The sequence below is a fragment of the Hydrocarboniphaga sp. FW305-C-57 genome, from assembly GCF_058783045.1.
Genome location: NZ_JBYSYG010000001.1, coordinates 621,317 through 643,282, shown reverse-complemented (window position 1 = coordinate 643,282; position 21,966 = coordinate 621,317). Strand labels below are relative to the sequence as shown.

General features: G+C 66.8%; 15 protein-coding genes. 6 read left to right on the top strand and 9 right to left on the bottom strand.

Translation table 11 applies throughout. From position 1 onward, the window contains the following. Positions 1-72: 72 nt before the first annotated feature. A complete protein-coding gene (locus tag AC3WUM_RS02990; RefSeq protein WP_492408609.1) occupies positions 73-4,068 on the bottom strand; it encodes an ATP-binding protein in 3,996 nt (1,331 codons plus the stop codon). Positions 4,069-4,195: 127 nt separating this feature from the next. Next, complete coding sequence (locus AC3WUM_RS02985) at positions 4,196-4,597, bottom strand: HU family DNA-binding protein (protein WP_492408608.1); 402 nt, start codon at positions 4,595-4,597, stop codon at positions 4,196-4,198. A 334-nt stretch (positions 4,598-4,931) separates the two neighbouring features. Between AC3WUM_RS02985 and AC3WUM_RS02980 the strand changes: the two genes are divergently transcribed. The 3 genes from AC3WUM_RS02980 (at position 4,932) to AC3WUM_RS02970 (ending at position 8,307) form a co-directional block, all read left to right on the top strand. After that, positions 4,932-5,612 (top strand): DUF305 domain-containing protein, encoded by a 681-nt coding sequence (locus AC3WUM_RS02980; protein WP_492408607.1) that lies wholly within the window; start codon positions 4,932-4,934, stop codon positions 5,610-5,612. Between the two features lie 31 nt (positions 5,613-5,643). After that, a complete protein-coding gene (locus AC3WUM_RS02975) occupies positions 5,644-7,062 on the top strand; it encodes an LVIVD repeat-containing protein (RefSeq protein WP_492408606.1) in 1,419 nt (472 codons plus the stop codon). A 174-nt stretch (positions 7,063-7,236) separates the two neighbouring features. After that, positions 7,237-8,307 (top strand): hypothetical protein, encoded by a 1,071-nt coding sequence (locus AC3WUM_RS02970; protein WP_492408605.1) that lies wholly within the window; start codon positions 7,237-7,239, stop codon positions 8,305-8,307. A 287-nt stretch (positions 8,308-8,594) separates the two neighbouring features. Here the strand turns inward: AC3WUM_RS02970 and AC3WUM_RS02965 are convergent, their stop codons facing one another. From AC3WUM_RS02965 to AC3WUM_RS02950, 4 genes are read right to left on the bottom strand one after another with little or no spacing between them, the layout of a single operon-like run. Beyond that, positions 8,595-9,638 (bottom strand): ELM1/GtrOC1 family putative glycosyltransferase, encoded by a 1,044-nt coding sequence (locus AC3WUM_RS02965; RefSeq protein WP_492408604.1) that lies wholly within the window; start codon positions 9,636-9,638, stop codon positions 8,595-8,597. After that, positions 9,620-10,501 (bottom strand): glycosyl transferase, encoded by an 882-nt coding sequence (locus tag AC3WUM_RS02960; protein ID WP_492408602.1) that lies wholly within the window; start codon positions 10,499-10,501, stop codon positions 9,620-9,622. The genes AC3WUM_RS02965 and AC3WUM_RS02960 overlap by 19 nt, the downstream gene beginning before the upstream one ends. A gap of 33 nt (positions 10,502-10,534) precedes the next feature. Beyond that, positions 10,535-11,953 carry a heavy metal sensor histidine kinase gene (locus AC3WUM_RS02955; RefSeq protein WP_492408601.1) on the bottom strand — a complete coding sequence of 473 codons (1,419 nt, stop codon included), beginning with the start codon at positions 11,951-11,953 and terminating at the stop codon, positions 10,535-10,537. 4 nt (positions 11,954-11,957) lie between these two features. Then, positions 11,958-12,632, bottom strand: a complete 675-nt coding sequence (locus AC3WUM_RS02950) for a heavy metal response regulator transcription factor (RefSeq protein ID WP_492408600.1) — start codon at positions 12,630-12,632, stop codon at positions 11,958-11,960. A gap of 152 nt (positions 12,633-12,784) precedes the next feature. On the opposite strand from AC3WUM_RS02950, the gene AC3WUM_RS02945 reads away from it, so the two are divergent. The 3 genes from AC3WUM_RS02945 to AC3WUM_RS02935 all read left to right on the top strand — a co-directional run bounded on the left by AC3WUM_RS02945 (position 12,785) and on the right by AC3WUM_RS02935 (position 17,091). After that, positions 12,785-13,978 (top strand): glycosyltransferase, encoded by a 1,194-nt coding sequence (locus AC3WUM_RS02945; RefSeq protein ID WP_492408599.1) that lies wholly within the window; start codon positions 12,785-12,787, stop codon positions 13,976-13,978. Positions 13,979-13,990: 12 nt separating this feature from the next. Beyond that, complete coding sequence (locus AC3WUM_RS02940; RefSeq protein WP_492408598.1) at positions 13,991-15,190, top strand: sensor domain-containing protein; 1,200 nt, start codon at positions 13,991-13,993, stop codon at positions 15,188-15,190. 299 nt (positions 15,191-15,489) lie between these two features. Further along, positions 15,490-17,091, top strand: coding sequence for an acyl-CoA synthetase (locus AC3WUM_RS02935; RefSeq protein ID WP_492408597.1), 1,602 nt, complete (start codon positions 15,490-15,492; stop codon positions 17,089-17,091). A gap of 245 nt (positions 17,092-17,336) precedes the next feature. Here the strand turns inward: AC3WUM_RS02935 and AC3WUM_RS02930 are convergent, their stop codons facing one another. From AC3WUM_RS02930 to AC3WUM_RS02920, 3 genes are all read right to left on the bottom strand, one after another. Then, the gene (locus tag AC3WUM_RS02930) at positions 17,337-19,355 is read right to left on the bottom strand and encodes a DUF1302 family protein (protein ID WP_492408595.1); all 2,019 of its coding nucleotides are present in this window, start codon (positions 19,353-19,355) and stop codon (positions 17,337-17,339) included. Between the two features lie 85 nt (positions 19,356-19,440). Further along, positions 19,441-20,481, bottom strand: a complete 1,041-nt coding sequence (locus AC3WUM_RS02925) for a WD40/YVTN/BNR-like repeat-containing protein (protein ID WP_492408593.1) — start codon at positions 20,479-20,481, stop codon at positions 19,441-19,443. Between the two features lie 86 nt (positions 20,482-20,567). Beyond that, complete coding sequence (locus AC3WUM_RS02920) at positions 20,568-21,950, bottom strand: DUF1329 domain-containing protein (RefSeq protein ID WP_492408592.1); 1,383 nt, start codon at positions 21,948-21,950, stop codon at positions 20,568-20,570. Between the last annotated feature and the right edge of the window lie 16 nt (positions 21,951-21,966).

Sequence of the window (21,966 nt, the reverse complement as noted above, 5' to 3'; positions counted from 1 at the left end):
AGCCCGCATTTCTCGCAGGGGGATCGAACGGTAGCAGCACGGGATTCGCCGGCGACCTCTGGGAAACGCGGGCTAGAGCTGCGCGCGGCCGGCCATCGCCGCGACCGTGGCGATGAGTTCGGCCGGCTCCACAGGCTTGGACAGATGCATGTGGAAGCCCGCGAGCATCGCCCGCGTGCGGTCCTCGGTGCGCGCGAACGCCGTCAGCGCGATCGGACGCAGGTTCGCGACGATCTCCGGCATCGCCCGCACGCGCCTGAGCAGCTCGTAGCCATCCATGCCGGGCATGCCGATGTCGCTGATCAGCAGCTGCGGCCGCAGCCCTTCGATCACGCGCAGGGCCTGGGCACCCGAATCGACGCTGAGCACTTCGGCGCCACAAGCGACAAGCGCATGGTCGATGAGTTCGCGCGCATCGCGGTCGTCGTCGACGACCAGCACGCGCAGGCCGCTCAGATCGACGGCGCGCACGTCGACCGGCTCGGCCACGCTCGCGCGCGGATGCACGCGCTCGGCTTCGGCCGGGCGGTGCAGCACCGACAGCGGCAGACAGACCGTGAAGGTCGCCCCCTGGTCGGCGCCCGCGCTGCGCGCCTGCACGGTGCCGCCGTGCAGTTCGACCAGATGCTTGACGATCGAAAGCCCCAGGCCCAGGCCGCCGAAGCGGCGCGTGGTCGACGCATCGGCCTGGCGGAAGCGCTCGAACACGTGTGGCAGGAATTCGGGCTCGATGCCGATGCCGGTGTCGGCGACGCTGATCTCGATGTGCGAGTTGATGCGTTCGAGCAGCACCTGCACCTTGCCGCCCTTGGGCGTGTACTTGATCGCGTTCGAAAGCAGGTTCCAGACCACCTGCTGCAAGCGCCCGGCATCGCCCGACACCGGGCCGGCGAGCGGATCGACGATCATTTCGATGCGGATGTTCTTGGCGTCGGCCGCCGGCCTCACCGCTTCGGTCGCCGCCTCGATGAACGACATCGGTGCCACCGACTGCACGTCGAGCCTGAGCTTGCCCGAGGTGATGCGGCTCATGTCGAGCAGGTCTTCGATCAGCATCGCCTGCGCACGCGCGTTGCGGTAGATCGCCTCGGCCCCGCGCTGCAGGTCGTCGCTGCGGGCGTTGCGGCCGGCCAGGATCTGCGCCCAGCCCAGAATCGCGTTGAGCGGCGTGCGCAGCTCGTGCGACAGCGTGGCGAGGAACTCGTCCTTGATCGCACTGAGCCGCTCGGCTTCGCCGCGCGCGGCGCGCTCGCTCTGCAGCAGGCGTTCGCGCTCCTTGGCGGCGCGCTGCACTTCGTCGAACATCCGCGCGTTGTCGAGCGCCGCCGAGGCCTGGCCCGCGATGCCGGTGATCAGGCGCTCGCTGCGCTCGTCGAAGACGCCGGGCTCGGGATGGCCGAAGAACAGGCCGCCGATGACCTTGCCGCTGCGCGACACCACCGGCACCGCCAGATAGCTGCGCACCGGCAGATGCCCCTTGGGCTGGCCGAAATGCGGGCCCCAGCGGCCGTAGCGCTCGTCCTGGGTGATGTCGTCGCTGCGGATCACGCCTTCGCCGTTGAAGGTTGGCGCGAACACCGGCGTCGCGCGCGGATGGCCGAAGTTCTCGAAGGCTTCGCGCGGGGCGCCCGACAACGTGTAGAGCTGATACGCGGCGCCGTTCTCGTCGATCATGTTGTAGAAGAACGCGCCGAAGCGTGCCCCGGTGAGCTCGGTGCCGGCGTCGGTGATCTTCTGCACGAGCACCTGCATGTCGAGCTCGATGAGGCTGCGCGAGACTTCGTTGAGCGTCTCGGCTTCGACACGGGCCTCGCGGCGCAGCCGGGAGAGCGTGATCTGCGATTCGACGCGCGCGAGCAGCTCCTTGGCCGCGAACGGCTTGACGAGATAATCGTCAGCCCCCGCGTTGAGTCCTTCGACGCGCGATTCCTCGCCCGCGCGCGCCGACAGCAGCACCACCGGCAGCTCGCGCAGGCGCTCATCGTCACGCACCCTGCGCAGCAGCCCGAAGCCGTCGAGGCCGGGCATCATCACGTCGGTCAGCAGCAGATCGGGCGGCTCGCCCTGCAGCGCCTGCCAGGCGGCGAGCCCGTCGGCCACGCAAGTCACCTCGTGCTGCGCGCTCAGCAGGCTGTGCACGTAATCGCGCATGTCGGCGTTGTCGTCGGCGAGCAGCACGCGCGCGCGCCGCGCCTGCTGCTCGCCGTGCGCCTGCGCGGCCGGCATCCGCAGGGCCGGCGCCGACGTCTCGCCGATCCACAGCCGCGCTTCGTCGACGAAAGTCTCGACGCGCGCCGCCGTGCCCGAGCGGTCGTCGCGACGCCCGCCGAGATGCTCGGCCGGCAGATGTGCGCTGCCGGTCGGCAGGCGGATCGTGAACGTGCTGCCATAGTTCTCGACGCTGTCGACCTCGATGCTGCCGCCGTGCAGCTTGACGAGTTCACGCACGAGCGCCAGGCCAATGCCCGAGCCTTCGTGGGTGCGCGCGCGCGTGCCTTCGACGCGGAAGAAGCGCTCGAACAGGCGCGGGATCTCCGCCGCCGGAATGCCCACGCCGGTATCGCCGACGACGAGCTCCACCGCCGATCCGGTGCTGCGCAGGGACAGCCGAATCTCGCCTTCGAACGTGAACTTGAAGGCGTTCGACAGCAGGTTCAGCACCACCTTTTCCCACATGTCGCGATCGACGTAGACCGGCTCGGCGAGCGGCTCGCAATCGACCAGCAACCGCAGGCCCGCGCGCTCGACGGTCGAGCGGAAGTTGCTCGCGAGCTGCGCGGTCAGCAGCGCCAGATCGGTGGGCTCGTAGAGCGCCTGGGCACGGCCGGCTTCGATGCGCGAGAAATCGAGCAGCGTGTTGACGAGCTTCTGCAGCCGGTGCGCGTTGCGCCGCGCCATCAGCAGGCGCTCGCGCTGCGTGGGCTCGACGTCGCCTTCGAGCACATCGTCGAGTGGACTCAGCAGCAGCGTGAGCGGTGTGCGCAGTTCGTGGCTCACGTTCGAGAAGAACCGGGTCTTGGCGCGATCGAGCTCGGCGAGCGCTTCGGCGCGGCGGCGCTCGGCCTCGTAGGCCTGCGAATTGGCGAGCGCGGTGGCGATCTGTCCGGCCACCAGCGTGAAGAAGGTGCGGTATTCGGCATCGAGCCTGCGCGCCGGACTGACGCCGGCCACGAGCACGCCGATAGGCTTTTCCTGCTGGCTCGAAGCCACCGGCAGCACGATCGCCTCGCGCACCGGCTGATCGCCGATGCCGATCACCGTGAGCCCCTGCGCAGGCGCGCAAGTCAGCGGCTGGCCCTGGCGGATCACCTCTGTGACCGGCCACACCGGCGCGGCCTCCTCATCGGCATCGGGCTCGATGTACGCCGGACGAAACGCCTCCGGCAGCGCATCGAGGCCGACGCTGCGCTGCAGCACCAGGCGGTCGTTCTCGATCAGGTACAGCAGCGCGAACGGAATGTCGTCCGGGTTCTCGCCGATGATGCGCATCGCGGTGTCGCAGGCGCCGAGCGTGGTCGCCTCGACGGTGGCCTTGGCGGCCAGCCGCGACAGCGTGGCGAGCCGGCGCGCGTTGAGGATCTTGGCGGTGGTTTCGGTCGACGGACAGAACAGGCCGGCCACCTGCCCGCTCTCGTCGCGGATCGGGCTGTACGAGAACGAGTAGAAGGTTTCTTCGAAGAAATCGCCGCGCCACATCAGCAGGCGCACATCGTCGACGAAGCTCGCTTCACCGCGCTCGAACACCTTGTCGGCGAGCGGCCCGCAGACGTCCCAGATCTCGGCCCAGACTTCGGCGGCCGGGCGGCCGAGCGCCCACGGATGCTTGGCCTGGCCGAGCACCGACACGTAGGCATCGTTGTACAGGAAGCTCGCCTGCGGTCCCCAGCCGATCCACATCGGATGACGCGAGTTGAGCATGAGGTTCACCGCCGTACGCAGGCTGTGCGGCCATTGCGCAGTCAGCCCTAGCGGCGTGCTCGCCCAGTCGTAATCGCGGATCAGCGCTCCGGCTTCTCCACCCTCGAGCCAGCGGGAATCACCGGCTCCCGCATCCTCTGTCATTCCCATCGACGCTCTCCCTGCGCATCCTTGGTCGCCGAGGGTAGAGAGCCAATGATGAACCGTAGGCGAGGCGCAAAAGAAAGCCCGGGACTTGCCCGGGCCTTCCGTCCATCGCAAGCCGACGCGTAGCGTTTTAGGCTGCGAAATCCTTGAGCTTCTTGAGCGGGCGCACCTTGAGCTTCACGGTGGCCGGCTTGGCGGCGAACCACTGTTCTTCCTTGGTGAACGGATTGATGCCCTTGCGGCGCGGCTTGGCGGGCACGTTCACGACGCTGATCTTGAGCAGGCCCGGCAGCGTGAACGACTGCGCGCCCTTCTTGCTCACCGAACCGGCGACTGCGTGCTCGAGCGCCTGCATGACCGAGCGAACGTCCTTGGCCACGACGCCGCTGGCTTCGACGAGATGCGCGACGAGCGCGGACTTGCTGAGCGCCGCCTTGATCGCCTTCGGAGCGCTTGCAGCCTTGGCTGCCGGCTTGGTCGTCGCCTTCTTCTTCGCGGGTGCTGCCTTCTTTGCTGCCGTCTTCTTAGCCATATCGTCCCTTCGCTGACCTTTTTTCGTGCCGGAATCGGCGACGCGGTGGAATGTAAGCCAAGTCCAGCGATGCGCCAACCTTCGCTCGGTTGGCGATCGCAAAGAAAGCCCGCGGGAACGCCGCTGAAACCGCCGCCGGCGGCCGGCCCCCAGCCTTCCAGAGCGACCACCAGAGTCGACGCTCCTGTTGAATTTCGCCTCGCATCGCCCCTACGCTGCGGCATCGAAAAGAGCCGATGCAGCCAGAGCTCGCCGCTGGAGAGAGACCCGCGATGCAGGCCCGGAAACCCGCTTTGCCGCTCGTCGCATCCGCAACAACGCAAGCCGGATCGTGATGCGCCGTCACTACAAGGCGGCCGCGCTCGCGCTCGCCGCGGTGGCGATCGTCGCGGCCGGCTTGGCGCCGGCCACTCGACGCACCGTCGAAAGCGCGATGCGGCCAGAGGCTCCCGCTGCGCTCGACGTCGGCTTCGCGCAGACCATGATCGAGCATCATCAGCAGGCCATCGTCATGGCCAGGCTCATGCTCGACGGCCGGCCTTCGGCGCTGCGCGCGATGGCCCAGTCGATCGCCGATTCGCAGCTCGTGGAGCTCGGTGAAATGCGCGGCTGGCTGAGCCTGTGGAATCGCCCGCTGGTGCCCGCGCAGCGCGGCATGGGCTGGATGCTGCTGGCCGGCAGGCCGCACGATGCGCAGCTCGACGCCTATCTGCTCGACTGCGGCCGCTCGCCTAAGGGCATGGCCGGGCTCGCCTCGGACGAAGCGCTCGAACGACTGCGCCGGCTCGAGGGCCCCGATCGCGATCGCCTGTTCCTGCGGCTCATGCTCGCGCATCACCAGGGCGCCCTGCCGATGGCGCGCTTCGCCGCCGCCGAGGCCCGGCACGCCGCGGTGCGCGAGCTCGCAACACGCATCACGATCGAACAATCCGAAGAGATCGGCCGCCTCGATCTGACATTGGCGGTGCTCGACGGAACCGCTCGGGCAGCGCTCGACGAACATCACGAGAACTAAAGCAAAGGGGGAGACGATGATCACCGGCAACATGGCAAGACGCGTCCGGTCGATGGGCGCGATGGGATTGCTGGCGACCGCGCTGACGGCCTGCGGCAGCGCGGACGAGAGCACTTCGGCCTTGACCGGCGCGACGCCCAAGGCGAGCTGCGGGCCGGGCTCGCGCCCCGAGACCGATCTGCAGGGACGCGTGACGCCGGCCGATCACGACAGCGGACGCGCCGCCGAGGGCTACACCTGCAACACCGAGCTGGTCGGCTCGTACACGGTGCCCAATGCCATCGGCACCGTCGGCGGTTTCAAGGTCGAGCGCTACGTCGACGCGCACGGCAACGAGTGCGCCTACTACGACACCACGCTGCTGTTTCCGACCAACGTGCTCGACGCCAACGTCGGCGTGAACGTGCTCGACATGAACGATCCGACCCGGCCGGTGCTGAGCAAGCGCCTGGTCTCGCTGGCGATGCTGTCGCCGCACGAATCGCTGGTCGTCTCGCAGCAGGCCGGCGTGCTCGCCGCGGTGATGGGCAACCCGGCGTTCGGCCCGGGCATCGTCGACGTCTACGACCTCAAGGACGATTGCCGCGATCCCAAGCTGCGGTCGTCCTCGCTGACCGGCGTACTCGGCCACGAAAGCGGCATGGCGCCGGACGGCAAGACTTTCTACAGCTCGTCGCCCGGCACGCCGACGATGACGGCGGTGGACATCTCCGATCCGACGCGCCCGCGTCGCCTGCTCAATACCCAGTACAAGTCGCACGGCCTGTCGATCAGCGACGACGGCAATCGCGCCTACCTCGCCTCGGGCATCGGCACCGGACTCGGGCTGGTGATTCTCGACGTGTCCGAGATCCAGTCGCGCAAGCCCGATCCGCAGGTGCGCGAAGTCGGCCGGCTGGCCTGGGACAACATGAGCATTCCGCAGAACGCGATTCCGTTCACACGCAACGGCAGGCCCTACCTGCTCGAAGTCGACGAGTTCTCGGTCGCCAACGTGCCGGGCATTCCGGCTTCGAACGGCCCCACCGTCGGCGCGGCGCGCATCATCGACATCGCCGACGAAACCGCGCCCAGGGTGGTTTCGCAGCTGCGGCTCGAAGTGCACGAGCCCGAGAACCGCGAAGTGGTCGAGAACGACGCCGGCGCCAAAAGCCTCATCAGCGGCTACGCCGGGCACTACTGCAACGTGCCCACGCGCGACGATCCGCCGATCGCCGCCTGCAGCATGATCCTGTCGGGCCTGCGCATCTTCGACATCCGCGATCCGCAGCGTCCGAAGGAAGTCGCCTACTACAACGCGCCGATCTCGCCGCGCCTGCTGCCGGTTCCGGCGCAGGCGAGCAACCAGGCGCTGTCGAGCCCGGCCTTCGCGCCCGAACGCAAGGAGATCTGGTACAGCGACGGCTACAGCGGTTTCTACGTCGTGCGCGTGACCAACGGAGCCTGGTAGATCGGGCCTCGGGCGCGGCGCCCGTTTCGCGAGCGCCCTTGCTCGTAGCCGCAATCACGGTTGCCTGACGACGCGCCGTCCGAACGGACGGATCGCGCGGAAAATGCCGCGCCTTAGACTCCCGGCCGCATCGCCGCCAGAGCGATGACGAAAGCCACACCGGGAGGAGAACCGATGAGCCGATCATTCACCGGCGCGGCCGCGCTCGCGGCTGCGCTGCTGCTGTGCGCGCAGGGCCTGTCGACGCCAGCGCAGGCGCAGGCCTGCAGCGCCTTCGGCAACACGCCACGGCCGCACAACGCCATGATGACCCAGGCCGGCTACTCGCTCGTGCGCTGCAAGGACGGCAGCCGGCTCGCGGACTACACGGACGGCGACGGCACGCCGCGCCAGGCCTGCTTCTACGATCACCCCGATGCGAGCAGCGCGCACCCGCTGCCGCTCGTGGTATTCCTGCAGGCCTCGTTCGCTCCGCTCGACGGGCAGCTCGCCAAGACCGGGCTCGTCGATCTTCGGCTCACGGCCGATCTGAGCGGCGACCCGCAGCGGCCGGGCTTTCTGCTGCTGGCCCCGATGCCGCGTTTCACCAAGCACTTCTATCCGCTGCCGAACGGCTTCTCGCTCGGCTGGGACATCTGGTACCGGCAGTTCGCGACCGGCACGCGCGAGATCGCGGGCGTTCGCTACGCGCCCAACGTCGACTTCGCCACGATCGATCACTTCATCGACCGCGTAGTGCAGAGCGGCCGCGTGGACGGCCGGCGGATCTTCATCGTCGGCTATTCCAATGGCGCCTCGGCGACCGTCGAATACGTGCAGCACCGGCCGCGCATCGCGGCGGCCGCGACGTACTCGGGCCCCAATCCGTATGCCTTCCTCGACGATGCCTGCCCGCAGCGCCCGGTCGCGGTCGCCGCCGCGGACGACGGCGAGCTCGTGGTGACGCGCAGCGACGCGCCGATCTTCCTGCTGCACCGCGACTGCGACGTCTACGGCAGCTGCCCGAACATGCAGGCGATGCAGGAACAGCTGATCCAGTCGGGCACCGCCGATGCGCGCACGCAGATGCTCGATCGCACGCAACAACCCCTACAGAACTGCGATCGCGCCTGCGGCACCGAGGTCAACGGCTCACCGTTCCACCTCAAGGCGCGGCTGACCGGCACCGCCGGCCACAACGAATGGCCGGATCAGTGGACGGCGCGGATGCTGCAATTCCTGCGCGAACATCCGCTGGCGCCGTGAGGCGCCGTGAACCGGCTCAGCCGCGCTCGGCGTAGAGCTCGGCTTCGCGGCCATTGAGGATGTCGGGGCGAAAGAAAGGCGGGCCGCAGCCCGCCTTTCTTTTTGAGGCGCCCAGTAGGTTGCTGGGATGACCGGGGGTCGAGTCCGGCGGCACGGATGCTAGCGAGGCATGAGAGGCTCCGCATTGACCTGCGTCAAGTCCGGTTCTTCGGCTACGTGACGACGCTTGGACACCCGCGACTGCCGCGCTCGGAGTTCCGCCCACAGCCTGCCACAGCGGGGCTCGCTCAGAGCAGGGAGCGGATGCGCCGGGCGGTCTGCTCGAGGTCATCGTCGCGCTGCGCGTTGTAGGCGCGGCGCGGCTCCGAACGGCCAAGCACGCCGACGTCGCCCTGGCGTTCGAGCTGCAGTATCCAGCGCTCGATGTCGACGCTGGCCGGCACCTGGCCGCGCTCGACGAGCCACGGTAGCGCCGAGCGCAGCCGGCGGATGCAGCGGTAGCGCAGGCTGCATCGCATCGGCGCCACGAGCAGCGGGCGGCCGCTGCGCCAGCATTCGGCGATCATCGACGCCGAATCACCCGTGACGATCAGCTCGTCGGCCAGCTGCATGTAGGCCCCGAGCGGATTGTCGCGATCACCGGCGACGAATTCGTAGATCTGCGCCGGCACGCGCAGGCGCTCGCGGAACCGCGCGATCGTCTCGGGCGAGGTGCGCGGGCTCGTGCTCACGAGCAGGCTGCCACCGCGCTCGCGCACCCGCTCGCCGATCCGGTCGGCCAGTTCGGTGATCTCGTGCTCGGCGAAGGCATGCTGGCGCGTGCGGCCGCCGATGATCAGCGTCGAGTATGGTGGCGCGAACCCGCCAGCGAGCAGCCGCTGCCCGACTTCGCCGGTCCCCGCGTGGCGTCGCAGGCCATTGAACGGCATGCGGATGCGATGGACGTTCGGCGCATCACGCATGACGTCCTGCGGCATCGGCACGATCAGATCGATCTCGTTGCGGTGCACGCCACGCGGCCGTCCGAGCTGCACGATCCTGGTGAAGCCCTTGCTGAGCTTGCGCAGGGCGAGCGCCATCGGCAGCGTCTTGCCGAACGAGATGGCGAGCCGCGGCCACGGTGGACGCAGCGCCGAATCATCGAAGCGCGCGCGCCCGCCCGCGGCGGCCAGCGTGGCGACCTGGATTTCCTGGAACGGCAGGCCGATCGCATCGGCGAGCGCACGCTGCTGCGAAACTTCTCCGGGACGGTTGCCGGTCAGCAACCAGACCGGCACCGCCGCCGAGAGCTCCTGCTCCTCGGCAGGTTCGCTCAGATTCCGAACCGCCACTGCCTCCATAAGCGCCCCAGTGTTGATCTCGTTATCGGGTTGCCGGCGTAATGCCGCTCGGATTTCTTCGGAAAATCGCCGAAGCGGCTCGCGCTGCGATACTCATCGAGGCTGCGCCCGCTGTCCATGGCGTCCTTGTAACTCTGGTCGAACAGTGCGGCCAGATCCTGCCTCGGGTGCGGCAGGATCTGACCGTCGAACCAGTGCCGCCGCCCCTCGCTCGCGATGCGTGGCACGGCCAGGCGATGCGAGAACTGCGTGCCCATGTCGGAGTAATGCAGGATCGCGATGCGCTCGACCGGCTGGTTTTCGCCGTCGATGTTGTTGAACGCCGGATCGATCGGCTCGATCAGTTCGGGATGCTGCTTGAAGTAGCGCAGGCAATCCGAATGCGCTTGCGGATCGGCCCGCAGACGCTCGAAGGCCGGAAGATGCCGCTCGGCCCGCTCGCAATCCCACAGCGACACGCAGAAGCGCGGAAAGCCGGCCTGCGGACGGGCAATGGCGATCGCCTCTCCATGCAAGGGCGCATTCCACAGGCGTGCGATATCCGACAGCACGAGCGTATCGGCATCCATGTAGATGGCGCGCCCGCGATAGCCGCAGGCGGCCGGCACGGCCCAGCGAAACCCCGAGAACGGCGTCGCCCAGCGTTCGGTGCGCCAGCCGGCGCCCGTTTCCGGGTTCGAATACCAGAGGCTTTCGGCGTCGCGCGACAGCCGCATCCAGTGCAGTTCGATCGGCAGCGAGGCATGCGCGCGCAGCGAATGCTCGAGCACCATCATCTGCTCGAGATCGCAATCGTTCGGATCGCAACCGACGAAGATGCGGATCACCGGGGACGAATCAGGCCGCGAGGTCATGGTCAGCGACTCCAGGGAATGGACCGGGAAACATCAGTGGCGAACATGTGGGCCGTTCGGCTTTTCGACGCCGTGCGGAAACCACAGCGTGACCGTGGTGCCGACGCCCACGGTCGACTCGATCTTCACTTGCCCATCGTGCCATTCGACGATCGACCGCACGATCGAAAGCCCCAGCCCCATGCCGGTCCTGCGCGTCGAGCGCGCATCCTCCGAGCGATAGAACGGCTCGGTGACGTGAGGCAGATCGTCCGCGGCGATGCCATGGCCCGAATCGTGGACCGAGATGACCGCGGCCTGTTCCGTGGCTTCGACCTGCACCGACACACGTCCGCCCGGCGGCGTGTGCTGCAAGGCATTGCTGACCAGATTGCCGAGCGCCTGGCCGAACAGCGTCTGGTTGGCGGTGACCAGCGCGGTGCCGCCATGGGCCAGATCGACTTCGGCTTCGAGCGCCAGCGGCTCGAAGAAATCGAGGATCTTCTGCACTTCGGTATAGCCGTCGAAGCGCTCGAGCTTGAGCTTGTGGTGCGGATTGTCGATGCGCGTGAAGAACAGCAGCGTGTCGATGATCTTCGACAGCCGTTGATATTCCTCCATCGCAGATTCCAGCACCGCCCGGTATTCATCGGTGGACCGCGCGCGCGACAGCGCCACGTCGGCCTCGCCGATCAGGTTGTTGACGGGCGTGCGCAACTGGTGCGCGAGCGTCGACGAGGCTCGCGAAACCCGCTGGAACGCGCGATCCAGGCGCGCCAGCATGAAGTTGAACGAGGTCGCCAGCTCGACGAGTTCCTTCGGCCACTGCGTAGCGACGAGCCGCTCGTGCAGCTGGTTCACGGTGATGCGCTCGGTGGTCTCCATCACCTCCTGCAGCGGACGCAGCCCGCGACGCACGATGACGAAACTCGTCAGCGCGCAGGCGCCGAGCCCGATCAGCAGCACCAGCACGGTGCCGATGCGATAGCGCGACAGCAGATCGCGATCGTCCGACACCTCGACCGCGACCTGCACCATGCGGCGCGGAACACCGGGCGCATCGCGCGTCCAGTTGGCGGCCGACATGTAATGGCCGGACGGAATGTCCCACTCGAGAATGGTGTCGGCTCTGGCCGAGCGTTCGGGAACCGGGATGAATTCCATCGCCGTGCTCGCGGCGAGCGGGCGCATCTGTTCGTCGAACACGCGCAGCTGATACGGCTGCTTGGCCGACAGCATGCCCGGCAGCAGGAAGTGCGAATCCTCCTCTTCGGCATCCTCGGTCAGCACGCTGAGCAGCGTCCTGACCAGATCGCGGTTCTCGCGATCGAGCGCATGCGCGAGCAAGGCGTACAGCACCGTGGTGCTCGCGACCAGGATCACCAGCGCCCACAAGGTGTAGCCGAGCGTCAGGCGCGAGGCGATCGAAGGCGTGGCACGCGCCGGCAAGGCATCGGGCATCGGGTCGTTCACCGCATCAGCCCCGATCCTCCAGCACGTAGCCGGAGCCGCGGACGGTGTGGATCAGCTTGACCGCGTAAGGATCGTCGAGCTTGCGGCGCAGCCGGCGAATGGCCACGTCGACGACGTTCGCGTCGCTGTCGAAGTTGTAGTCCCAGACCTGCTCGGCGATGAACAGGCGCGACAGCACCTCGCCCTTGCGACGAATCAGCAGGCTCAGCAGCACGAATTCCTTGGCCGTCAGATCGAGTCTGGCGCCGCCGCGCGAAGCCCGCTGGCGCATGAAATCGATCTCCAGATCGGCGATCCGCAAGTGCTCGCGCGTCTGGATCGGCGGGCGGCGCAGCAGCGTGCGCACGCGCGCGAGCACTTCGGAGAACGCGAACGGCTTGACCAGGTAATCGTCGGCGCCGGATTCCAGGCCACGCACGCGATCGTCGACCGCGTCGCGGGCCGTGAGGAACAGCACCGGCACCTGACGGCCACGTCGGCGCAGTTCCGCGAGCACCGACCAGCCATCGAGGTTCGGCAGCATCACATCGAGGATGACGAGGTCGTAGACCATGTCGAGCGCGAGCATCAGACCGTGTTCGCCGTTCTCGGTGCGGTCGACGACATAGCCCGATTCACTCAGGCCCTTGGCGAGAAACGACGCGGTCTTGTCCTCGTCTTCGATGATCAGGATGCGCATTGCGGTCCACGGTCCACGGGCGGCGCACATTAGCGCGAGAGCCGCTGGCGGCGCTAACACCGGCCTGGATGACAAATCGGTAATGTGCGGGTCACGATTCGGTTGGAAGCGCGTTCCTATAGTCGGCCCACGATCACGCCTTCCCACGGAACATGCTGTCAGCGCAAGCGCCGCACCCGAAGCCGTCTTCGTCCGAGCTGCCTCTCCACATCGCGTTCTACTGCAGCCTGATGGCCTGGCCCAAGCCGTCCAGCGGCGGAGTCCGGCCCTGGACCCTGCGTCTGGTCAACGAGTTGATCGAGCGAGGCCACCGCGTCGACGTGCTGACCGAAGCGCCCGCCAGGCGCTTTCGCGACGAGCCCGGCCTGTCGCCGAAAGCCGGGCGGGTGATACTCGGGACCGGCCTCGCCGCGAAACTGCGGCTCGCCGCCTACCTGTACCGGCATCCCGGCGTCCGGCTCGTCACCGCGCTGAACCGCTACAACAACTGGGGTGCGCTGCTGCGGCGGTTGTTCGGCGATCGCATCCAGCTCACGGTCACGCAGCACGAACACCTGAGCGCCGATGCCCAGTGGAAATCGGCGCGCCAGTTCTGGATCAACACGCGTTCGGTCAGGCTGCTCTGGAAGCATGCCGATTCGGTGGTCGCCGTGAGTCACGGCGTGGCCGACGATCTGCTCCGGCACTGGGGCGTTCCGCAGGACCGGCTGCACGTGATCCACAACCCGGCGTATCTGCCTTCGTTCATGCGCAACGCCGATCGTCCGCCACCGCATCCGTGGCTGCGCGACGGCAGCTGTCCGGTCATTGTGTCGGCCGGGCGCCTGCATCCGGTGAAAGGCTTCGATGACCTGCTGCGCGCATTCGCGATCGTCAGGCGCGAGCAGCCGGCGCGCCTCGTGATCCTGGGCGCCGGGCCGGAGGAGCGCTCGCTGCATGCGCTCGTCAAGGAGCTCGGCCTGAGCGGCAGCGTGGCCCTGCCCGGCAGAGTGAACGACATCGCCCCGTGGTTCGCGCACGCGCGGATGTTCGTGCTGTCGTCGCGTCGCGAGGGCTTCGGCAACGTGCTCGTCGAGGCGCTCGCCGCCGGGCTTCCGATCGTGTCGACCCGCTGCCCGTCCGGCCCCGACGAGATCCTCGGCGAAGGCCGCTGGGGAACGCTCGTCGGCGTCGGTGACGTGCAGGCCATGGCCGACGCGATTCGAACGACGCTCCAGGCGACCGCGATCGATCGCGAGGAGCTCGCGCGACGCGCGCGCCATTTCTCGGTGGATCGCGCCGTCGACCACTACCTCGCGCTCTGGCGCCCGACCCGGATCGCGGCGCAAGCCCCGGTCTCCGCCTGAGCAGGCCCTGCGATGCGCTTCGTCTTTCCGTTCATCGGACACATTCACCAGATTCCGCATGCATTGCCGATCGCGGCCGAACTGGCCGATCGCTATCCCGAGGCCGAAGTGCATGTGTGCTTCATCAACGATGAGCAGGAGCGGTTCGCACGCCGGCTGCTCTGCGAGTACAGCGCATCGGCGCCACTGCATTTCAGGCGCCTGCAGCTGCCGGCGCTCGAGCGCTGGCGCACGAGGGCGGGCTGGACGCCATGGAAGCAGCTCGCGCTGTTCGCCAATCGTGCCTACCTCGGCAGCTTCGATGCCGTCGTCGCGCCCGAACAGACCACGCTCTGGCTCAAGCGCTTCGCAACCCGGCCCAAGTTCGTCTGGACGCGCCACGGCGCCGGTGACCGCGCCTCGGGCTTCGCGGCACGTACGCGGCACTTCGACTATGTGCTGATGGCCGGCGACAAGATCGCGCGCCGGCTGCTCGAGAAAAAGTTCATTCGCGTCGGCCAGTACAGCACGGGCATCTACGCCAAGTTCGACTGGCTCAGGCGGCGCAGCTGCGATCAGCAGCCGTTCTTCGACAACGGCCGCATCACGGTGCTCTACAACCCGCACTTCCGCTGCGGCCTTTCGTCATGGACCGCGGCCGGACGAGCGGTGCTCGAAGCGTTCGCGAAATCATCGCGGTACAACCTCATCTTCGCGCCTCACATCCGGCTGCGTGAAGGCCTGTGCAAGACCGATCTGGCCTTCATCGAGCGTTACCGCGGGCTGCCCCATTTCCATATCGATCTCGGTAGCGAGCGATCGACCGACATGAGCTACACGCTCGCCGCCGACGTCTACCTCGGCGACGTCAGCAGCCAGCTCGCCGAATTCCTCGTGCGCCCGAGACCCTGCCTGTTCCTCAATCCGATGAAAGTCCGCTGGCAGGCCGACTCGTGCTACCAGCAGTGGAAGCTGGGCCCGGTCCTCGACGACGTGTCCGCGCTCGAAGCGACGCTCGACCTCGCGGTGGCTTCGCATGCGGATTTTCTCGCCATGCAACAAGCCTATCGCGACGAGACGTTTGGCCTCATCGGCCAGAGCGGCGGCCACGAGATTCCGTCCTCGGCCCGCGCCGCCGACGCGATCTTCGGCTTCGTCAATCGCTCGTCGCGCTGGCCCAGCGTGGCGCCGCTGCCTCGCGAGACGACGGCATCGTCCTTCACGCGATCGTGAATGCGGGCTCGTCCGGAGCCGCTCCGGATCACGGCCATTGACCCCGGAAATCGCGGGCCCACGCTCACCGCGCTCCATCCGGGCGCCGGCGATGGCTACCCATTTCGGGTAGCGCCGCCGATGGGTGATCTCGGGTAGTGTTGGAGCAGGAGAGGCAATCAGGCTGGCTCAGATCAGCTCGTGCCATCGTCGATCGGCTTGCGCTCGCCGCGAGCACCCCGCACCCGACAGCTCCCAGACGAACGGCCCGCGAGCGGGCCGCAACGCTCGCGAAAAAACGGACGATTCAAGGACAGCCGATGAACACCTCGCCCAACATCCAAAGCCTGCTCAACAGCGCCCGCCGCCATCGCCTCGGCGATCTGCTCTGGCGAAGCGCGGCTCGCACGCCGAACAAGACCGCCATCGTCTACGGCAGCCTTCGCCAGAGCTTCTCGGAACTCGACGAGGTGGTGAACCGGACCGCGAATTCGCTGGCGGATCGCGGAGTGCGCAAGGGTGATCACATCGCCCTGCTGTCGCACAACAATCATGCCTTCGTCGTGGTCCGCTTCGCGCTCGCGCGCCTCGGTGCCGTGATGGTGCCGATCAATTTCATGCTCAACGCGAGCGAGGTCGCCTACATTCTCGAAAACGCCGAAGCCAGCGGCCTGATCGTCGAGGACGCACTGGCCGCCACCGCCGACGCGGCGATCGCCGAAGCCAGGCTCAAGTTGAAGCTCAAGGGCGCCATTCGCGAAAAGCTCGAGACCACGCCCGGCGGATGGGAGTGCGTGCAGGACTGGATGCTGCATCGCGACGCCACGGCGCCCGATGTCGAAGTCGGCGACGACGAACCCGTGCAGATGCTCTACACCAGCGGCACCGAGTCGCGCCCGAAGGGCGCCCTGCTGTCGGCCCGCTGCCTCTACTCTCACTACACCAGCTGCATCGTCGATGGCGAGATGAGCAGCGACGACGTCGAAGTGCATTCGCTGCCGCTGTATCACTGCGCGCAGCTCGACTGCTTCCTGACGCCCGACCTCTACCTCGGCGCCACCAGCATCGTGCTCGCGGCGCCGGAAGCCGGCAATCTGCTGCGCACGATCCAGGCCGAACGCGTCACCAAGCTGTTCTGCCCGCCGACGGTGTGGATTTCGCTGCTGCGTCATCCCGATTTCGACAACACCGACCTGTCGTCGCTGAAGAAGGGCTACTACGGCGCCTCGATCATGCCGGTGGAGGTCATCAAGGAGCTCAGCATTCGGCTGCCCGGCATTCGCCTGTTCAACTTCTACGGACAGACCGAGATGTCACCGGTCGCCACGATCCTCAAGCCCGAGGACCAGATGCGCAAGCTCGGCTCGGCCGGCCGTCCCGCGATCAACGTCGAGACCTGCGTCGTCGACGATGAGGATCGTCCGGTGCCCGTCGGCGTGATCGGCGAGATCGTGCATCGCGGCCCGCACGTCACGCTCGGCTACTGGAAAAACCCCGAGAAGACCGCCGAAGCTTTCCGCAACGGCTGGTTCCACAGCGGCGATCTCGGTGTGATGGACGAAGAGGGTTACCTGAGCGTCGTCGATCGCAAGAAGGACATGATCAAGACCGGCGGCGAGAACGTGGCGAGTCGTGAGGTCGAGGAGATGATCTTCACGCACGCGAGCGTTTCCGAAGTGGCCGTCTTCGGCGTGCCGCATCCGCGCTGGATCGAGGCGGTGATGGCGGTCGTCGTTCCGCGCCCGGGGCACAGCGTCACGGCCGAAGAAGTCTTGCAGTTCTGCCGCGAGCGCATGGCCGGCTACAAGGCGCCCAAGCTCGTCGAAGTGATCGAAGCGCTGCCCAAGAACGCGAGCGGCAAGATTCTCAAGCGTGAGCTGCGCGAGCGCTTCGCCGATCGCGGAAACGGCCTGAAGGCCTAGCACCCGAAGCAAAGAAGGATCGGCGCATACGCTGCGCCGATCCTTCATCCATCGCCGCTCCGTCGCTGCACGCAGCAAGCACTGCGTGCAGCGATCGGCTGTTCGCATTCTGTGAAACCAAAAGCCTTTGCGCTATCGATCGCGCAAAAAAAGCTGCCGGCAAGCTGGAGGAGCCGTGCCGGCAGGAGCCAAACTACACAAGGTGCAACGAGAGATTCGTTATTGGAACGTGCATCAATTCCCCATCAGAACTGATAACCCAGGCGGATGCCGAGTTCGTCGGCGTAGTCGATCGTGGAGATGATGTTGTCGTTGTCGTTACCGCCCAGACCGCCGTTCAGATACGTGTAGTACACCTCGGCCGACAGCGGGCCGCTCGGCTTCCAGCGCAGGCCCAGCTGCGCCAGCAGGCCGCCGCGCGTGTCGTACAGCACCGCCGCGTCGACGCGGTACACCAGGTTCGGGAACGGCTGCTGGAACGCGAACACCAGGCCATCCCAACCGTTCCACTTGCCATTGATGCCGCCTGCCGTGTTGCGCGAATCGCCGTTCATGCCGTCGAGCAGGCGGCCGTACAGGTCGCTCTCGGTCCGGTGCTCCCACTGGAACACCAGGTAGGTCGCCGGGAAGCTCTGCGAGAAGCGGTGGTACTTCTCCATCACCAGGGCCGTCACCCACTCTTCGCGCTCGTCGTAGCCGGCGCCCAGCGACGGCGCCGTGAACGTGCGGTCCGGCGTGTACATCGCTTCGAAGTTGATGATCAGCTGATCGAGCAGCGTGCCCGGATCGGCTTCGATCACGTAGCTGGTGCCGAAGCCGATGTTGTTCTCGCGCTTGTACTGCCGCTCGATGTGGCCGCGCAGGCCGCCCGAGAGCTGGAAGAACAGGTCGAGTTCGCGCATCGCCGCTTCGTTGGAGTCGACCGGGTTGGCCAGCAGCAAGGCCGTCGCCGGGAAATCGTTGATCGAGGCGTTCAGGCCTTCGACGGCCGACAGCCGCGCCATGCCGGCGTAGGTGAACCATTCGGTCGCCGACACCACGCCGGTCGGATCGACTTCGAACGGCGTGCGCGCGAGGATCGCGCCGGTGGCCGGAATGCCGCCGAGCGGGCCGAGCGCCAGGCCCAGCAGCTGCGACACCGTGTCGGTGAGCCCCGGCACGACGTTCGGCAGTGCGCCGGGCAGGCCGCGGTTGACGCCCGATTCGGTCCAGCGGAACACGCCGTCGGGGTTCAGGCGATTGGCGTAGACGAACTGCAGGCCCACGTTGGCGACGCTGCCGCGCAGGCGCAGGCCGTAGTTGAGCTTGTCGTCGACCTGGTTGTAGCGGTCGTGGATCGTGAACTGCGAGGCGATCACGTTGTACGGCGTGTTCGGGTTCGAGTAGATCGTCGGCTGGAACATCTGCACGTAGCTGTCGGCCTCCCACTCGTTGTTGATCTGGTACGAGGCGCGGATGGCCGGCGACGACACGCGTTCGTCGGCGTATTCCTCGGGCGTGTAGTCGAGGAACAGGTGGCGGCGCAGATCGAGGCCATTGGGCACGTCGAGCACGCGGAAGAACAGCGCCTGGCCCCAGGCGATCTGCTGGTTGCCGGCGCGGATCAGCAGCGGGCCGTTCTGGTAGTCGAGCGTGAAGTTCGGCAGGTCGACCATGTAGTGGCGGCCGCAGACTTCGAGCCGGTTCTGGCAGCCGCCCTTGCGGTAGTTGTCGTACTCGAAGTAGTTCGGCTTGCCGTACAGGTAGCCGTCGGCGTTGCTGCCGACCTTGTCCGGGTTGAAATTGTCGTACTCGCCGAGTTCGTAGATGCCGCGCACGAGCATGCGCGCCGACCAGTTCTCGCTCAGCGTGGCCTGGAAGTCCAGGTGCGTGCGGAACTGCTGCAGGTTGAAGGTGTTGTCGGCCTTCTGGCCGTTGCGCGTCGCCACGTCGGGCGAGATGCAGACCGGCGTCGGCGGCACGCCGCCGCAGCGTTCCGTCGGCACGCCGTTGAACAGGTTGCCGCGCTGGTTGTACGGGTTTTCTTCACCGGTCATGCGGATCGCCGTTTCGATGCGCGAGAAGCCGCTGAACGAGAAGCCCACGCCGCTGAACCAGCCGCCGCCTTCGATCTCGGGCGACGGCGAATCGTTGCCTGCATCGAAACCACCCTCGACGCTCGCGCTATCGGCTGCGGTCGGCATCTCTTCGACGGCCTGCGAATAAGCCGGTGCCGCCACTCCCAGAAGAGCCGCGATCCCCAGGCCACGCAAGCTTCTGTACACGCTTCTTTTGAGCTCTTTCCCAATCATTTCGACTCCCTCCAATCGTCTTTTTTATGAACTGCTCGAAACTGATCTGGCTTCCGACTCAGCTGTCGATCCTCACGATGCGTCCGGTGTGCCCGACCAGCACGAGTCCGCCGCTCGCCGGTGCCGCGAGCGCCGAATACCAGGCCGTGGCGAAATCGCCATCGGTGCGACGCTTCCAAGTCGCACCGCCATCGCGGCTTTCGAGCGTCTCGCGCATGCCCGCGACGATCACGTGGCCATCCGGCGCCGACCACACGCCGAGCAGCACCGCTTCGGAACCCGTCGGCAGGTCGCGCCAGGTGTTGCCGCCATCCGACGAGGTCATCACCAGGCCGTTCTGTCCGACCGCGTAGCCGGTGCCATCGGCCCGCATCGCGATGTCGAAGATCGAGGCTTCGCCGCGATGCACCGCGACCCAGGTCTGGCCGCGATCCGCCGAGCGCAGGATCAGACCGTATTCGCCCGCGATGGTGATGACGCCGCCGTCGCTGACCGCGACGTCGTAGAGATGGGGGTCGACCGGATCTTCGAGATAGCGCGTCCAGTCGACCACGATCGGCTGCCAGCTCTGGCCGCCGTTGTCCGAAATCAGGATCGCGCCGAACGAGCCGACGCTGGCCGCCAGGCCCGCTTCGTTGACGCTGACCGCGAGCAGCCGCTGCTGGCTGCCGCTGTCGACCTTGCTCCAGGCCGCGCCGCCTTCGCTGCGCAGGATCAGGCCCTGCTGGCCCACCGCGAGGCGATGCGCGCCGTGCTGGCCGACGCCGAGCAACGACAGCGGCGTGATGCCCTTGGCCGTCGCCTTCCAGCTCTTGCCGCCGTCGGTGGATTCGAGCAGTTCGCCCATCGCGCCGACCGCGACACCACGATCGCCATCGAAGGCGACGCTGAACAGCGCTTGATGCGCCGTGCCTTGCAGCACGACGGGGTTGTTCGATGACGTCGCCGTCGCCGGCGTGTTCGCCACCGGTGCGGCGCCCGTCGGCTGCGTGGCCGCAGGCGTGTTCGCATAAGCCGCCGCGGACAGCAGTCCGGCTGCAGCTAAAGCGATAAAAATGGGGGCACGAGTGGCACGCAGGCCGCGTTCGATGACGCTCACGAGTTCTCTCTCCTCACTGCTTCGTTCCACAACGCTCGAATCACGGCGGCGTCGCAATCGCGACGCCGCCGTGCAGGCGCCTTGCCTTACGCGCCGAGTCGGCCGATGGCCTGCGGCGTCAGGTACTTGTTGTAGACGTCGATGCCGCCTTCGCTGTACGTCGACTTGTAGCCGCCCGTCACTTCCTTGGCCTGCACGAAGCGCGACAGGCGGTTCGACTGCACGTCATGGCAGATCACCGCCACCCACGACCACGCCGGCTTGCCGTCGACGTCCTTGATCGTCAGCTTGTCGTTGCTGTACTGCGCGTATTGAGGCTCGAACGACTTCCAGATCTCGCCGCGGCGATCGTAGGTCACGTACGCCACGTACATGCCGTTGCGAACGTCGATCCAGGTGCGCTTCTTGCCCACCGGCGCGCGCGGATACCCCGTCGGCTCGGCTTCGATGATCACACACTCCGGAATCAGCTCCATGTAAGTGTCGTGGAAGGTCTTGCCCTTCGGGCCGCCATGCACTGGGCGCTCGTAGTTCGGGTGATAACCACCCATGAAGTTCTTCGGGCCGATCACGCCGAGCATCGGGCCGCGGCCGACGATCTTGTAGTTGCCCCAGGTCTGCATCGGGTCGCCCGCCGCCCACGCGTCCGACAGGAACAGCGTGATGCCCGGCACCAGCGGTTCGAAACGCTGGTTGGTCGGGAACTGCCGCACGCGCTTGAACGCCGGCAGGTAGCCGATCAGATCGGGGAACTTCCTTTGATCGTAGTACCAGGTGTTCAGGAACGAGCTGCCCTTGACGTCGTTCGGCGATGTGAACCACACCGACTGCAGGCGCAGCAGGTCCGCTCGGTTGTTCCAGGTCGTGCCATCGACACGCGCGGTGGTGTTCAGTTCGGCCCAGACGAAGTCGTACTGGTACGACACTTCACCATCGGGTCCGATGTCCCAGTCGCGCACGGCGTACTGCGAGTAGTCGTGACGGCCCCAGCTCAAGGTCAGGTTGGCGGTGAATTCGTTGGCTTCCTTGGCATCCGGGAACGGGCTGCCGCCGATCCACGGTTTTCCATCGGCGTTGTAGACGTTGCCGTCCTCTCCGAACTTCGCCTTGCCCTTGTTCTTCAGGGTCGCTTCAAGATACTTCGCCGGGAACAGCTTGGTCACGTCGCGCGTCGATTCGACGATGTTGATGCGACGACCCATCGTCTTGACCTGCTTGTACGCCACCGGATCGAGCAGATCCTTCACCGCGTCGACGTTGTCGGCCGTCAGCACGTCACCCGGCTTGATCTTGCCCTTGGTGTACATCTCGATCGACAACAGCTCGTCCGGGTAGGCCTTCGACACATCGGCCGAGTGCGCCAGCTCCGGCCACATCGGCGCCAGAACGCCCGCCGTGGCCGCGCCCATCATGGTCTTTTCCAGGAACATGCGGCGGCTGTAGTTGAAATCGAATTTGCGGATGTGCATCTCTCGTCTCCTCTAG